Below are 14,591 nucleotides of genomic sequence, written 5' to 3'. Positions count from 1 at the left end.
TTTATTCGAGTCAAACAAAAACCCGGGCACGATGTAAATAAATGAACGCGGATTTGGCGAGGATGACCGCAGTATGAACGGACTTGTCAGCATGCTGTGTCCGCTATGCCAGGGGGCTGTGAGCGGCATCCGCCTGCTGGCCGGCCCGAACAAAAAAACATATGTTTTGTTCATGATGTTTTATTTATCATATGTTTTTACCGTTTATCCGGTCCTGCCAACATGTCCTTGCCCGTTTCCCTGCTCGCAACCCTCCAGGCAAAGCTGGAACAACTGCCGCCCGAATTGCAGCGGGCGGCGCGCTGGGTCGTGGCGAATCCCGCGCAGGTGGGACTCTGGTCGATGCGCCGGCAGGCGCAGACGCTCGGCGTGGCGCCCGCCACGATGTTGCGCCTGGCTCGCGCATTGGGCTATGGCAGCTACGAGGATTTCCGCCAGCCGTTCCAGCAGGCGCTGGCGGCACAGGGCGAGCCGGGCCTGCGCGACCGCGCCGCTGCCCTGCAGGCTGCGGCGGGTGCGTCCGCCGAACCCGGCCACGATGCATTGACCGGGTATCAGGTCCAGGCCATTTCCTCGGTCTGCGCGCTGAACCCGCCCGCAACGTTCGACGCCACCGTGCAAACCCTTTTGGACGCGCGTCAGGTCGGTTTCCTGGGCACGCGCTCGGCCTTCGGCATTGCATTCCAGATGCGCTACGCCTATCAGCTCGTGCGGCGCAACAGTGTCCTGATCGACGGGCTGGGCGGCGCGCCGGCCGAGCAGATCGACAACCTGGGCGCGGGCGATGCGCTGATCGTCATCTCGCAGGCCCCCTACCCCGCCGCCACCGTGGATCTGGCGCGCCAGGCCGCGCGGCGCGGCGTGGCCGTGGTGGCGCTGACCGACGACCCGCTGTCGCCGCTTGCCGGAGACGCCCGCCACACGCTGCGCTTCGCCCCGTCCGACCGCGATGGCGTGCAAGCCAGGCCGGCGCGCCAGGGGCCGGGCTCGTTCTTCCACACGACCGCCGGTCTGCTTGGGCTGGCCGAACACCTGATCGCACGGCTGACGGCCCTCGGCGGCGACGCGGTGCTGGACCGGCTGGCCGAAGTCGAGCAGCGCCTGCGCACTGACAACGTCTATTGGACCGGCGCCCCCGCGCGCCGCCACGGCTGAGGCGCCCGAGCCAATGCCACCCTCAACCTGACCCAGGAACCCGCAGCATGAGCCAAACCCACATCCTGCATCGCTCCCTTCGCCATACGCCCCCCGTCGCCGTGCGCGGCCAGGGCGTCTGGATCCATGACAGCGCGGGCCGCGCGTATCTGGACGGCTCAGGCGGCGCGGCCGTGTCCTGCCTGGGCCACAATCATCCGGACGTCCAGGCGGCCCTGCACGCGCAGATCGACGCTCTGGCTTATGCCCACACCAGCTTCTTCACCACCGACGTCGCTGAAAAGCTGGCGGCCCGCCTGGTGGCGGACGCGCCCGCCGGCACCTCCCATGCGTACTTCGTATCGGGCGGGTCCGAAGCGGTGGAAGCGGCGCTCAAGATGGCGCGCCAGTATTTCGTCGAAATCGGCCAGCCGCAGCGCCGCCACATCATCGCGCGGCGGCAGAGCTATCACGGCAACACGCTGGGCGCGCTGGCAGTCGGTGGCAATGCCTGGCGGCGCGCGCAGTTCGCGCCGCTGTTGATCGACGTCGAGCACGTCTCGCCGTGCTATGCCTACCGCGACCAGCGCAGCGACGAAACCGCCGAACAATACGGCGAGCGGCTTGCACAGGAACTGGACGCGGCCATCCTGCGCCTCGGCCCCGACTCCGTCATGGCATTCGTGGCCGAGCCGGTGGTGGGTGCGACGTCTGGCGCGGTGACCGCCGTGCCGGGGTACTTCCGCCGCATCCGCGAGGTCTGCGACCGCCACGGCGTCCTGTTTATCGCCGACGAAGTGATGTGTGGCATGGGCAGGACCGGCACGCTATACGCCGTCGAACAGGAGGGCGTGACGCCGGATCTCATCACCATCGCCAAGGGGCTGGGCGGCGGCTATCAGCCCATCGGGGCAGTCATGGCGCAACAGCACATCGTGCAGGCCATGCAGCAAGGCAGTGGCTTTTTCCAGCATGGCCACACGTATCTTGGCCACGCGCTGGCGTGCGCGGCCTCGCTGGCAGTGCAGGACGTGATCCGGCGCGACGGGCTGCTTGAGCGCGTGCGGGTGCAAGGCGCAGGCCTTGCGCAGCGTCTGCAGGCGGCGCTGGGCGAACACCCGCACGTGGGCGACATCCGCGGCCGGGGTCTCTTCATGGGCGTGGAGCTGGTTCAGGACCGCGCCACCAAGCAGCCCTTCGATCCCGAATTGACACTGCATGCGCGGATCAAGCGCGAGGCGATGGCGCGGGGTTTGATGGTGTATCCGATGGGCGGCACCCTCAATGGACGACAGGGCGATCACGTCCTGCTCGCGCCGCCCTTCATCATTTCCGACGACGAACTGGATCAACTGACGGAACGGCTGACCGGCGCCATCGACGCCGCGATCGCGCAGACGCGGGGTTAGGCGTCCCCCGCAACGGCCGCCGGGCGGCGATCCTCCGCCCCGCGCCGCCTGATCAGCCTGCGCCCGCCCGCCGCCAGGGCGGGCGCGCGCCGATGGTGAGCGCGCGCAGGAACCATTCCACGGGTCCATAGGCGTGATGTCGCAGCCACCAGGCAGACAACGGCAACTGGGCGGCAAAGATGGCCACCGCAATCAGCAACGCAGCCAGGGGCGTCACGGCGGCGTACAGCCGCAGGCCCCACGCCGTGAAGAGAAACGCGCAGACCACCGACTGCATCAGGTAGTTGCTCAGCGCCATCCGCCCGGCCGGTGCCAGCCAGACCCCAAGGCGCTCGCCCGGCCCCGTGCGGAGCGCCAGCAGGAACGCCGCCCCGTACGACAGGCTCAGGAGCGGCGCGGTGAACAGGCCCACGGCCAGGCCCGGCAATTCCCACATCACGCGCGCCTGCGGCAAGGCGCTGGTGGCATACGCCGCGGCGCCGGCCAGTCCGGGCAGGACGCACAGTGCGCACAGCAGTCCCAGGGCGCGGCGCGAGCGCCAGGGATCCGCCAGCGCATTGCGCCGCCCCAACGCATACCCGGCCAGGAACATGGCGAAGACGAACGGCCCTTGCACGAACAGCACCGTGAACCAGATGGCTTCGGTGAGTTCCTTGATGTGCTGCGCGATCGTGGTGCCCACGGTGCCGCGGTACGCCTCGATGGACGCCAGCGCGTCGGCCTTGTACTGCAGCGCGCAGCCGGCCGGAACGGGGTTCAGAAAGCTCAACGCGCCCAGAATCCCCCACACCGCCGACGCCAGCGCGATCAGCCACAGGGCAACGCGCAGCGCCCGGCCCGGGTCCATGCGCCGGCATAACAGCAGCGCAAGGCCCAACAACGCGTAGGTGACCAGGATGTCGCCCTGGTAGAACAGGATGGCGTGCACCATGCCCAAGGCCGCCAGTCCCAATAACCGGCGCAGAAAGCGCGGTGCGAAGGCCGCGTCGGCGCGCTCGGCCGCCGACATCTGCAGCGTGAAGCTGTAGCCGAACAGGAAGGAAAACAGCAGGTAGAACTTGGTTTCGAACAACCAGGCGACCAGCCAGCGGACCGTCACGTCCACGGGGCTGGAATACACCGGATCCGGCACGCCCCCGCCATAGAACGGAAAGGCGAAGACGTTGATATTGACGACCAGGATGCCGAAGAGCGCGAAGCCGCGCAGGGCATCGACGTGCGCAAGGCGCGGCCGGGCGGCGAGGTCGATGCTCATGCGGGCCTCTGGAAGGCAACCCGGCGGCGCAAGTGGCGCGCGCCGCCGGGCGTGTTCGGCGTCAGGCGGCGCGCAGGCGTCAACCCAGCACCGGCGACAGCAACGGCTGCTTGGGCCGCACGTCCAGCGCGCGGCCCTTGCGGGCCCGCTTGCCGACGTAGACGGCCAGGTCCGCACCCGCCAGGATGTCCTCGGTCATCTTGTTGCGATAGATGCCGGTGGCGCGCAAGCCCTTCGGGCCGATCGGCACGGTCTGGTCGAGCTTGTCCGCACCGTCCAGTCCCATCAGGATGGTGCCGCGTCCGCCGCCCGACAGCGACTTGACCTCGTCCAGGCCGAAGACCAGGAACTTGCCCTTTTGCGACAGCAGCGCCAGTTGCTGGGCGCCCGCAAACAGCGGCACCGGACGCAGCAGTTCGTCGCCCGTTTCCAGCGTGATGAACTGCTTGCCCGCGCGCTGGCGGCTGACCATGTCGGACAGCTTGGCCGCGAAGCCATAACCGCCGCGGGTTGCCAGCAGCCAGCGGCTGTCGGCCGAGGCAGCGATCGTATGGACGATGCGCGTGCCGGATTCCAGGTCGATCATCGTGGTGACCGGCTGGCCGTCGCCACGCGCCGACGGCAGTCCGGACACCGGCACCGAGTAGACCCGCCCATTGTCGCCGACCGCAATCAGCGTGTCGGTGGTGCGGCACTCGAAGGCGCCGTACAGGTCGTCGCCCTGCTTGAAGCCGAATTGCGAAGCGTCGTGGCCGTGGCCCTGACGCGCACGCAGCCAGCCCTTCTGCGACACGACCACGGTGACCGGCTCGTCCAGCACCTTGGTTTCCAGCACGGCGCGCTCGGCGGTTTCGATCAGGGTGCGGCGCTCGTCGCCATATTGCTTGGCGTCGGCTTCGATTTCCTTGATCAGCAGGCGCTTGAGCGTCGTGGGGTTGTCCAGCAGCTCCTGCAGCGAGATCTGCTCCTTGCGCTTGTCGGCCAGTTCCTGCTCGATCTTGAAGCCTTCCAGGCGCGCCAATTGGCGCAGGCGCATTTCCAGGATGTCTTCGGCCTGGCGCTCGGACAGCTGGAAGCGTTCCATCAGGGCGGCGCGGGGCTCGTCGGATTCGCGGATGGTCTGGATGACCTCGTCCACGTTCAGGTAGACGACCATGCGGCCTTCCAGCACATGGATGCGGTCGATGACCTTATCCAGGCGGAAGCGCGTGCGGCGCACGACGGTGTTGGTGCGGAATGCCAGCCACTCGACCAGGATGTCGCGCAGGCCCTTCTGGCGCGGCCGGCCGTCGGTGCCGATGCACACCAGGTTGACGCTGGCGCTGCCTTCCATGCTGGTCTGCGCCAGCAACGTGTTGACGAACTCGTCGCGGTCCACCCGCGAAGTCTTGGGTTCGAAGACCAGGCGCACCGCGGCGTCCTTGCCGGATTCGTCGCGCACGGCATCCAGCAGGTTCAGCATCACGGCCTTGGCCTGCGTCTGCTCGGGCGTCAGGCTCTTCTTGCCCGTCTTGACCTTGGGATTGGTGATTTCCTCGATTTCTTCCAGCACCTTCTGGCCGGACGTGCCCGGGGGCAGCTCGTTGACGACCAGTTGCCACTGGCCGCGCGCCAGTTCTTCAAACTGCCAGCGCGCGCGCACCTTGAGCGAGCCGCGGCCCCCTCCGTAGATCTGCGCGATATCGGCAGCCGGGGTGATGATCTGTCCGCCGCCCGCGAAGTCCGGGCCGGGGATCATGGCGTACAGCTCCGCGTCCGGCAACTGCGGCTGCTTGATGAGCGCCACGCAGGCCTGGGCGACTTCGCGCAGGTTGTGCGGCGGAATCTCGGTGGCCATGCCAACGGCGATGCCCGACGCGCCGTTCAGCAGCATCACGGGCAGCCGCGCCGGCAGCATCTGCGGCTCTTGCTGGCTGCCGTCGTAGTTGGGCACGAAATCGACGGTGCCCTCGTCCAGCTCGTCGAGCAACAGCTTGGCAATGGGCGTGAGCCGCGCTTCCGTGTAACGCATGGCGGCGGCGTTATCGCCGTCGCGCGAACCGAAGTTGCCCTGGCCGTCGATCAAGGGATAGCGCAACGAGAAATCCTGCGCCATGCGGACCATCGCGTCGTACGCGGCCTGATCGCCATGCGGATGATATTTACCCAGCACGTCGCCCACGACGCGCGCGGATTTGACGGGCTTGGCGCCGGAGCCCAGCCCCATCGCCTGCATCGCAAACAGGATGCGGCGCTGAACGGGCTTCTGCCCGTCGCCCACGTCGGGCAGCGCGCGGCCGCGCACCACGGAAACCGCGTAGTCCAGATAGGCCTGTTCCGCGTAGCGCGCCAGCGTGATGGCGGCGTTGCCGTCACCGTCGCCGTCGCCGCCGGGCGGGTTGGAGTCAAACAGGCCGGGTTGATTGCTGTCGGTCATGATGGTTTCAGGTAAACAAATTCTTCGAAACGGCGTCAATGCGCCTCAGGCGGACGGGGCCATGAGCTGGGTGTCGGCAACGTGCGCGCGGATCTGGGCGCGCACGGCTTGCAGCGTGGCGGCGTCCTGCCCGCGCTTGGGGATGATCACGCCCTGCAGGGTGCCGAGGATGACGTAGAGATGTTCGGGGGTTTCTTCGACCCGCCGCACGTCGGTCCACGCCATCTGCCCGGAAGCAGAGGCGGTGCTGTCGGTGACGCCGTCGGGGCCGAAATCAAGTTCGTGCCGACCCAGATACAGGGTGTCCGGCTGCTTGGCCAGCATGCGGCGCGTGTTCATCCGCACGAGTCCGGGCAGCACGTATTCGTAGGCCAGGGCCAGCAGCGCGAGGATGCCCAGCCCGACCGCCAGCCCCTGGAAGTACACCGGCAGGATCGCGCCCCAATTGGGACCCTTGCCGTCCCAGGTCTGCCAGATAAGGTACGCGAGCAGCGCGACGATCATCAGGATGCCGAAGCGCAAATGAGACCGGTAGCGGCGGCGGCGAAGTTCCGGCCGTTTGTACACATAGGCGGCAAAATCCGCGTAGTCGTCGGCGGTCAGGTCGACGACCATGCGGGCTTGCCCGGGCGCGGACGGCGTCATCAGATGTCGAGCTCCGCCAGGTTGCCCTTTTCTTCGATCCACGCGCGGCGTTGCGAGGACTCGCCCTTGCCCATCAGCATGTCGAACATGCGGGTGGTGTCGTCGGGCGTCTGGTCGCCGTAGCCCACCGGCAGCAGGCGGCGCGTGTCCGGGTTCATGGTGGTTTCCCACAGTTGCTCGGGGTTCATTTCGCCCAGGCCCTTGAACCGGCTGACGGCCCACGCGCCTTCCCGCACGCCTTCCTTGCGCAGCTTGTCCTGCGCGGCCTCAAGTTCGCCTTCATCAAGACAGTAGATCTTGCGCGCGGGACGCTTGCCTTGCGCGGGCACATCCAGGCGGAACAGCGGCGGCTTGGCGACGTACACGTTGCCAGCCTCGACGAGCTTGGGGAAATGCCGGTAGAACAGCGTCAGCAGCAGCACCTGGATGTGCGAGCCGTCGACGTCCGCGTCCGACAGGATGCAGATGCGGCCGTAGCGCAGGCCGGACAGGTCGGGCGTATCGTTGGGACCGTGAGGGTCGACGCCGATGGCCACGGAAATGTCGTGGATCTCGTTGTTGGCAAAAAGACGGTCGCGGTCGACTTCCCAGGAATTGAGTACCTTGCCGCGCAGCGGCAGGATGGCCTGGAATTCCTTGTCGCGGCCCATCTTGGCCGAGCCGCCGGCCGAGTCGCCCTCGACCAGGAACACTTCGGTGCGCGTGGCGTCGCTGGACTCGCAGTCAGTCAGTTTGCCGGGCAGCACCGCCACGCCGGAACTCTTGCGCTTTTCGACTTTCTGGGCCGAACGCTGGCGCGCCTGCGCCTGCCGGATGGCCAGTTCCGCGAGCTTCTTGCCGTATTCGACGTTGCTGTGCAGCCAGAGGTCGAGCGCGCTCTTGGAAAAACCGCCCACCAGCCGCACGGCGTCGCGGCTGTTCAGGCGTTCCTTGATCTGGCCCTGGAATTGCGGGTCCAGCACCTTGGCCGACAGCACGAAGCTGGCGCGGGCGAACACGTCTTCGGGAAGCAGCTTCACGCCCTTGGGCAGCAGGCTGTGCAGTTCGGCAAAGCCCTTGACCGCGCCGAACAGGCCTTCGCGCAGGCCGGACTCATGCGTGCCGCCGGCCGGCGTGGGAATGAGGTTGACGTAGGACTCGCGTACCGCGTTGCCGTCGTCGGTCCAGGCCACCACCCATTGGGCGCCCTCGCCTTCGGCGAAGTTTTCGTGGTCGGCGCCCGCGTACTGTTCGCCTTCGAAGAACGGCACCATCAGTTCGGCGCCCGCCAGGGCCTCGGCCAGGTAGCCGCGCAGGCCGTCCTGATACTGCCAGGTCTTGGTGTCGTTGGTTTTCTCGTTGACGAGCGTGACCTTCACGCCCGGCAGCAGCACGGCCTTGCTGCGCAGCAGATGCGTCAGCTCGCCCAGCGGGATATTGGGGCTGTCGAAGTATTTGGCGTCCGGCCAGACGCGCACGCGGGTGCCGGACTTCTTGCGGCCGCCCTGATCGTAGGGCGCCAGGGGTTCGGCGACGTCGCCGCCCTTGAACACCAGGCGGCTCACGGCGTTGTCGCGCCAGACGATGACCTCCAGGCGGGTGGCGAGCGCGTTGGTGACGGACACGCCGACGCCGTGCAGGCCGCCCGAGAAGGCGTAGGCGCCGCCGCCCGCCTTGTCGAACTTGCCGCCCGCATGCAGGCGCGTGAACACGAGTTCGACGACGGGCGCGTTTTCTTCGGGGTGCAGGCCGACGGGAATGCCGCGGCCGTCGTCCTCGACGGACACGCTGCCATCTGCATGCAGCGTGACCTGGATCTGTTTGCCGTAGCCGGCCAGGGCCTCGTCTGCGGCGTTATCAATGACCTCCTGCACGACGTGCAGGGGGTTTTCGGTGCGGGTGTACATGCCCGGGCGCTGCCGCACGGGTTCCAGCCCCTTCAGGACGCGGATGGACGCCTCGTTGTAACGTGGAGTGGCCAAGTTATCCCCAACATCTGTGGAAAAAAACCGACATTTTACGGATAAGCCTAGATTCTGCGCGGCTCCGGGTGGGATGCGCACGACCTGACCAGGTCCGATTTCGGTAGGATGATGACAGTCACAACCGCCGATCCGGGCTTTGACTTCCCGGACCGCGACAGCTGCGCCGCAACATCCTACACAAAAACCTGCAAACCCTGTTGTTATTAACAGTGGTATGCCTGTTGTTATTGACAGTGGTATGCTTGAGTCCATTCCACAAACAAGAACAAGGCAAGGCGCGTTTTCACGCGCCTTTTGCTGCCGAACCGAGAATCACCATCATGAGCGACCAAATCAAGAACGTCAGTGACGCCAGCTTCGATGCCGATGTGTTGAAATCCGGCCAGCCGGTGCTGGTGGACTACTGGGCTGCCTGGTGTGGCCCCTGCAAGATGATCGCCCCGATCCTGGAAGAAGTCGCCACCGAATACGCTGGCCGTCTGACGATCGCCAAGCTGAACGTGGACGAGAACCAGGGCACCGCCACCAAGTACGGCATCCGCGGCATTCCGACCCTTATGCTCTTTAAAGACGGCCAAGCTGCCGCCACCAAAGTTGGCGCGCTGTCGAAGTCGCAACTCACCGCATTCCTGGACGGCGCGTTGTAAATCGCGTGCTGTAAACGAGGGCGCCGCCGCATAGGCGGCGCTCATTCAGTACCGCGCGAGCCCGTCCGTGGCACGCCGCCAGACCCTCCTTTACTTTTCCCCCAACACTCACCGCGATGCACCTCAACGAACTGAAGGCGCTGCACGTCTCGCAGCTGCTCGAAATGGCCGCTGGCCTGGAAATCGAGAACGCCAACCGCCTGCGCAAGCAGGAACTGATGTTCGCCATCATGAAGCGGCGCGCCAAGCAGGGCGAGCAGATCTTCGGCGACGGCGTTCTTGAAGTCCTGCCCGACGGCTTTGGTTTCCTGCGTTCGCCGGAAACCTCGTATCTGGCCAGCACCGACGACATCTATATTTCTCCGTCGCAGATCCGCCGTTTCAATCTGCACACCGGCGATTCCATCGAAGGCGAAGTGCGCACCCCCAAGGATGGCGAGCGCTACTTTGCCCTGGTGAAGGTGGACAAGGTCAACGGCGTGGCCCCTGAGGCGATCAAGCATCGCATCATGTTCGAGAACCTGACGCCGCTGCATCCGAATCGCGTCATCCGCCTGGAACGCGACATCAAGAGCGAGGAAAACCTCACCGGCCGGATCCTCGACGTCTTCGCCCCCATCGGCATGGGCCAGCGCGGCCTGATCGTCGCCAGCCCCAAGTCCGGCAAGACGGTGATGATGCAGCACATCGCGCATGCCATCACCACCAACTATCCCGATGCGGTCATGATCGTCCTGCTGGTCGACGAACGCCCGGAAGAAGTGACCGAAATGCAGCGCACCGTGCGCGGTGAAGTGGTGGCGTCGACCTTCGACGAACCCGCCACGCGTCACGTGCAAGTGGCCGAAATGGTCATCGAAAAGGCCAAGCGCCTGGTCGAAATGAAGAAGGACGTCGTGATCCTGCTGGACTCGATCACCCGTCTGGCCCGCGCCTACAACACCGTCGTGCCGGCTTCCGGCAAGGTGCTGACCGGCGGTGTGGACGCCAACGCCCTGCAACGCCCCAAGCGTTTCTTCGGCGCGGCGCGTAACCTGGAAGAAGGCGGCTCGCTGACCATCCTGGGCACCGCGCTGATCGAAACCGGCAGCCGAATGGATGAAGTCATCTATGAAGAATTCAAGGGCACCGGCAACTCCGAAGTCCACCTCGAGCGCCGCCTCGCAGAAAAACGCGTCTACCCGTCCATCAACCTGAACAAGTCGGGCACCCGCCGCGAAGAGCTGCTGATCGCCCCCGACCTGCTCCAGAAGGTGTGGGTGCTGCGCAAGTTCATTCACGACATGGACGAAGTCCAGTCCATGGAGTTCATCCTGGACAAGATGCGCGCCACCAAGACCAACGCCGAATTCTTCGACATGATGAAGAAGAAGTAAGCGCAACGTCCGCGCCAAAGAAAGCCGCCCTTGCCAAGGGCGGCTTTTTTCATGGGCGGCGGCTCAATGTTCGATGAATTCCGGCATCCGGCGCGGCGTGGCATTCGCGGGGCGCGGCGTCTGCTTGGCCGGTTCCTTGCCGGCTTCGATCGGCTCGATGCTGGGATCGTCCCAGCTGCCTGTGACGGCGTATTCCATGGTCATCGCGCGGGCGAGCGGCTGCTTGAGCAACCATTGCGTGACAAAAGCGCCCAGGCCGATCAGCGGATTGACCGCCAGGGCGGTAACCATCGCCGCGCCGCTGGCGTCCAGATTCGGAATCACCACCGCTTTCATGTCCCAGCGTTCCTTGACGAGGTTCACGCCTCCGGCCAGGACGATGGCCGCGACCGGCCCGTTGATCTTGTAGCCTTCGGTGGTCAGCATGCCGTCGGCCACCTTCACGTTCCCGCGAATGGTGTCGAACGGAAAGCCGTCGCGCAGCAGGTTGGTGGGATTGACGTCCAGCCGTGCCAACCGCTGCAGCGATTGCAGCGACAGCAACTCCAAGAGGCGCGCGGTGCGGGAATTCACGTGCATGAAGCGGCCGTTGTCCAGGCTGACGACCACGTCCCCCACCACGTCGGCAATGTTGTGAGTCCACGGCAGATTGCGCCAGGTCGCCTTGCCCTGGATCGTTCCCTTGCCGTTGGACACCACGTTCTCGAAGCCGATCCGGCCCATGAAGTCACCGACGTTCTCCAGCTTCAGCAACGCGTCGACGGTCAGGCCGCGGTTCGGACCTTCCAGCCCCCAACTCCCCGTGGCGTTCAGGGCCGCCGAATCGTTGGTGATGGACAGCTTGTCCAGCCGCCACTGCCGTCCGCGTTCCAGATTGGTGCCCGTGACCTGAAGCGCCCCCAGGTTCTTGCCGTACAGCATGAACTGGTTGGCTTGCAGGTCGATGGCGGGGATGTCGGACAGGTCGTTGCCGGACGCCAGCGCCTTGTCGGCCTGATTGGCGTCGCCCTCGCCCGCGATCGACAGATGTTTCAGGCGAGCGGTGATCTGGCCGGCGATGGCGCCCTGCGCCTCACGCCACTCCAGCGTGCCCGCCGCCTGCCGCGATTCCAGTTCGACGCGCCAGCGCGCCGGCGCGGGACGCGTGGCGTACAGCGTCAGGTCATTGAAGGTGAAACCGCTGGCGTGCAGCACGCTGGCCGCCAGGCTGATGCGCTCGGGCTGCGGCAGGATGGGCTTGGCGGGCGGCCTGCCCTTGACGGGCGGCTCGTCGAATCCGTCCGAAACCTTTTCCCAGCCGTCCATGTCCAGCTCGGGCAGGCTGGCGTTCAGGCTCAGCCCGCGTTCCGGCAGGCTGGCTGGCCGCCCGACGCCCAGCGCCCCGCGCGAAAAATACGACGACGAGCCATCGGCCGGGTCCCGCTCGAACAACGCATTCACGTTGTCGCCCAGGCTGGCCGTGAGCCAGCGCCGGTCGCGCGCGCCGCGGTCCTGTGCCGGCGACCATTGCAGCTTCAACAGCTGCGCGGACTTGGCGGGTTTGCCGGCCGGCGCGGGCATGTCGATCGCCATGCCGACCAGGTCGGACTCGGCCGAGATGTCGATTGCACCGCCCTTCAGGTAGATCAGCCGGCCCTTGTACGCCGCACGGCCGGTAAAGCGCGACATCGACGGCGCGCGGCTCAACTGCGACAGGCCGGGCCCCGATAGCGTGCCGTCAAAACGCAGCGCGTCCGTGCCTTGCGCCAGCGTGCCGTAGATGTTGACGGGGCCGCCCAGGAACTGCGCGCGGATGCCCTTGGTCTGCACGCCTTTTTCCGAGAATTCCAGATCACCGTGGATCTGGCTGAGCACCGGAATCTCGGGCATGAAGCTGAACGAATTGTCCGAGAACTTGATGCGCCCCACCACTTGCGTGTCATCGGTGTTGAGCAGCGGCACGGTCAGATCGAGCGGCATGCGCCAGTCACCGGTGCCGTGCGCCTCGTCCAGCGCCCCGTCCAGCAGCTCGCCCAGCGGAGAATTCGCCGCCAGCGCCAGGTACGCCGCCACCGGCCCGGAGGTGTCGCCAGTGACGCGAAGCTGTGAGTCGTGCTCCATGTTCGGAATGGCGGCTTTCACCTTGCCCAGCGTGACGGTATGTCCCTGCCCGGTATGGGCCACAGCGCCGCCCGCGCTATCCAGCGCGAGGCTCACCTTGTCGATGCGAAAACTGCCCGACAGGTTTTCAAGCATCGGCCAGCCCTTGTGGTGCTTGCGCGCCGGCGCGTAATCGACCTTGGCGCCGGAATAGTTGCCGGCGATGACGAACTCGCCGGTCGAGCCCGGTGCGCCATACGGAAAGTCGTCCAGATCGCCCTTGAGCGTGATGGCCGCCGAATGCATCTGCCCGGCGGGCAGGCCGGTCGCCAGCCATTCACGGGCGTCCGCATTCACCTCGAGCGGCAGATACCGGTGAATGGCCGACATCGACCCGCGGACCATCGTGCCGCGCACGTCGACGCTGCCCGCCGCGGTCTTGCCTTCGGGCCGCCATTGGCCTTGCAGGCGTGCTTCCAGGTCTTCATTGGCAAGGCGCAACTGCGCCACGTCCACGAACCAATGCGCTGGATCCGGCCCCTTGACCTGGGCATCGAGCTCCAGGTCGTCGGCCCGTAGCGTCGGCGTCTCGAAGACGCCGGGCAGCGTCACGCGCAGTTGATGCACCGCGCCCTTGACGGCCACGTCAGGCGCGCCCTTGCTGCGCCCCAGCGGCACGCCTTCGATCTTCACGTAATCGCCAGGCCACACGGAAAAGCGCAACTGCCCCGAGCCGCTCTGGACAGCGGGGCCGTCCGGCGCCGAAATCCAGGACACGCCGCGCACGGCGACATCGCTGGTCAGTTCGGTGAACTTGCCATGATCCAATTGCCACCACGCCCGAGCCGCCAGCCGGCCGGCGACCGCGGGCACGTCGATCCACGGCGCCCAGGCCTGCGGCTCCACGTCGTCGGCCTGCGCAAAAATCTGGCCGCTCCAGTTGGCGGGCTTTTTGGCGTCGACGCCAAACAGTCCACGGTTGAATTCCCCGCGCAGTTCCAGCTTATGCGCCAGCGCGGGCCCTGCGGAGGCCTGCAGCACGAACCGGTGCGACAGGCTGCCATTACGCACCAGGAAGTCGACGCCTTCCAGTGTCAGTTCCGGCGCCTGGCGCAATTCGTCCTGCCAGCGCAGCGTGGCGTCGCTGACCAGCAGCTCGCGCTGCGCCGCCAGCCAGCGCAGGCCCGGATGATTGAGGTCGGAGGCATGGTCGCTCGCATTCAGGTCGATGTCCTGACCGGCGACCCACAGATGATTGGACGCGTCCCGCCGCAGCGTGAGTTCCGGCTTTTCCAGCCGCAGCCGCACCAGCGTGGGCGACAGCGACAGCAGGCTGCGCCATGCCACGACCGCGGACACGGACGGCAGGCTCAATACCGGATCGGCCTCGTCGTCGTAGACCTGGACGGCAGCGAGATCGAGCCTGGGATTGAGCCCTTGCCAGTTCGCCTTGATCGCGCCGATCGTAACGCGGGCGCCCAACGCCTGGCTGGCGTAGGCTTCGATCTGAGGGCGCCACTGATCCACCCGCGGGAGGACCCAGTAGCGCACGCCCAGAAACCCGATGGCGACGACGCCATAGACGGTCAGCGCGGCCCAGTACAGGCTGCGGAGCACTTTTTTTGGAACAGACACGGATCAGTGGGCAGGAGGAGATGTCTTGCAG

9 protein-coding genes are annotated in these 14,591 nt (G+C 66.2%); 4 read left to right on the top strand and 5 right to left on the bottom strand.

Translation table 11 applies throughout. From position 1 onward, the window contains the following. Positions 1 to 222: 222 nt before the first annotated feature. Both AB3147_RS08900 and AB3147_RS08895 read left to right on the top strand, forming a co-directional pair. Positions 223 to 1,155, top strand: coding sequence for a MurR/RpiR family transcriptional regulator (locus AB3147_RS08900; protein WP_367351742.1), 933 nt, complete (start codon positions 223 to 225; stop codon positions 1,153 to 1,155). Positions 1,156 to 1,202: 47 nt separating this feature from the next. Further along, positions 1,203 to 2,543 carry an aspartate aminotransferase family protein gene (locus AB3147_RS08895; RefSeq protein WP_367351741.1) on the top strand — a complete coding sequence of 447 codons (1,341 nt, stop codon included), beginning with the start codon at positions 1,203 to 1,205 and terminating at the stop codon, positions 2,541 to 2,543. 52 nt (positions 2,544 to 2,595) lie between these two features. On the opposite strand, the gene AB3147_RS08890 is transcribed toward AB3147_RS08895, so the two are convergent. From AB3147_RS08890 to parE, 4 genes are all read right to left on the bottom strand, one after another. Further along, positions 2,596 to 3,798 (bottom strand): DUF418 domain-containing protein, encoded by a 1,203-nt coding sequence (locus AB3147_RS08890; RefSeq protein WP_367351740.1) that lies wholly within the window; start codon positions 3,796 to 3,798, stop codon positions 2,596 to 2,598. A 79-nt stretch (positions 3,799 to 3,877) separates the two neighbouring features. Next, a complete protein-coding gene (gene parC, locus AB3147_RS08885) occupies positions 3,878 to 6,214 on the bottom strand; it encodes a DNA topoisomerase IV subunit A (protein WP_367351739.1) in 2,337 nt (778 codons plus the stop codon). 45 nt (positions 6,215 to 6,259) lie between these two features. After that, the gene (locus AB3147_RS08880) at positions 6,260 to 6,859 is read right to left on the bottom strand and encodes a YcxB family protein (protein ID WP_175125066.1); all 600 of its coding nucleotides are present in this window, start codon (positions 6,857 to 6,859) and stop codon (positions 6,260 to 6,262) included. Beyond that, positions 6,859 to 8,820: a DNA topoisomerase IV subunit B gene (parE, locus tag AB3147_RS08875; RefSeq protein WP_175125067.1), complete on the bottom strand. Its 1,962-nt coding sequence runs from the start codon at positions 8,818 to 8,820 to the stop codon at positions 6,859 to 6,861. Before parE ends, AB3147_RS08880 begins: the two co-directional genes overlap by 1 nt. A 323-nt stretch (positions 8,821 to 9,143) precedes the next feature. On the opposite strand from parE, the gene trxA reads away from it, so the two are divergent. Continuing rightward, positions 9,144 to 9,470, top strand: coding sequence for a thioredoxin TrxA (trxA, locus tag AB3147_RS08870; RefSeq protein WP_006218534.1), 327 nt, complete (start codon positions 9,144 to 9,146; stop codon positions 9,468 to 9,470). Between the two features lie 116 nt (positions 9,471 to 9,586). After that, positions 9,587 to 10,846 (top strand): transcription termination factor Rho, encoded by a 1,260-nt coding sequence (gene rho, locus AB3147_RS08865; RefSeq protein WP_043541410.1) that lies wholly within the window; start codon positions 9,587 to 9,589, stop codon positions 10,844 to 10,846. Positions 10,847 to 10,909: 63 nt separating this feature from the next. Here rho and AB3147_RS08860 read toward each other — a convergent pair whose 3' ends face one another. Continuing rightward, positions 10,910 to 14,542 (bottom strand): YhdP family protein, encoded by a 3,633-nt coding sequence (locus AB3147_RS08860; protein WP_367351738.1) that lies wholly within the window; start codon positions 14,540 to 14,542, stop codon positions 10,910 to 10,912. Positions 14,543 to 14,591 lie beyond the last annotated feature (49 nt).

The sequence above is a fragment of the Achromobacter animicus genome, assembly GCF_040775605.1.
GTDB classification, from domain to species: domain Bacteria; phylum Pseudomonadota; class Gammaproteobacteria; order Burkholderiales; family Burkholderiaceae_B; genus Achromobacter; species Achromobacter animicus.
This window is presented reverse-complemented; position numbering and strand designations above follow the sequence as displayed.

What these genes read in the sequence shown, in the direction of transcription:
- AB3147_RS08900 (WP_367351742.1), top strand. Translation starts at nt 223, where the DNA reads ATGTCCTTGCCCGTTTCCCTGCTCGCAACCCTCCAGGCAAAGCTGGAA.
- AB3147_RS08895 (WP_367351741.1), top strand. Translation starts at nt 1,203, where the DNA reads ATGAGCCAAACCCACATCCTGCATCGCTCCCTTCGCCATACGCCCCCC.
- AB3147_RS08890 (WP_367351740.1), bottom strand. Translation starts at nt 3,798, where the DNA reads ATGAGCATCGACCTCGCCGCCCGGCCGCGCCTTGCGCACGTCGATGCC.
- parC (WP_367351739.1), bottom strand. Translation starts at nt 6,214, where the DNA reads ATGACCGACAGCAATCAACCCGGCCTGTTTGACTCCAACCCGCCCGGC.
- AB3147_RS08880 (WP_175125066.1), bottom strand. Translation starts at nt 6,859, where the DNA reads ATGACGCCGTCCGCGCCCGGGCAAGCCCGCATGGTCGTCGACCTGACC.
- trxA (WP_006218534.1), top strand. Translation starts at nt 9,144, where the DNA reads ATGAGCGACCAAATCAAGAACGTCAGTGACGCCAGCTTCGATGCCGAT.
- rho (WP_043541410.1), top strand. Translation starts at nt 9,587, where the DNA reads ATGCACCTCAACGAACTGAAGGCGCTGCACGTCTCGCAGCTGCTCGAA.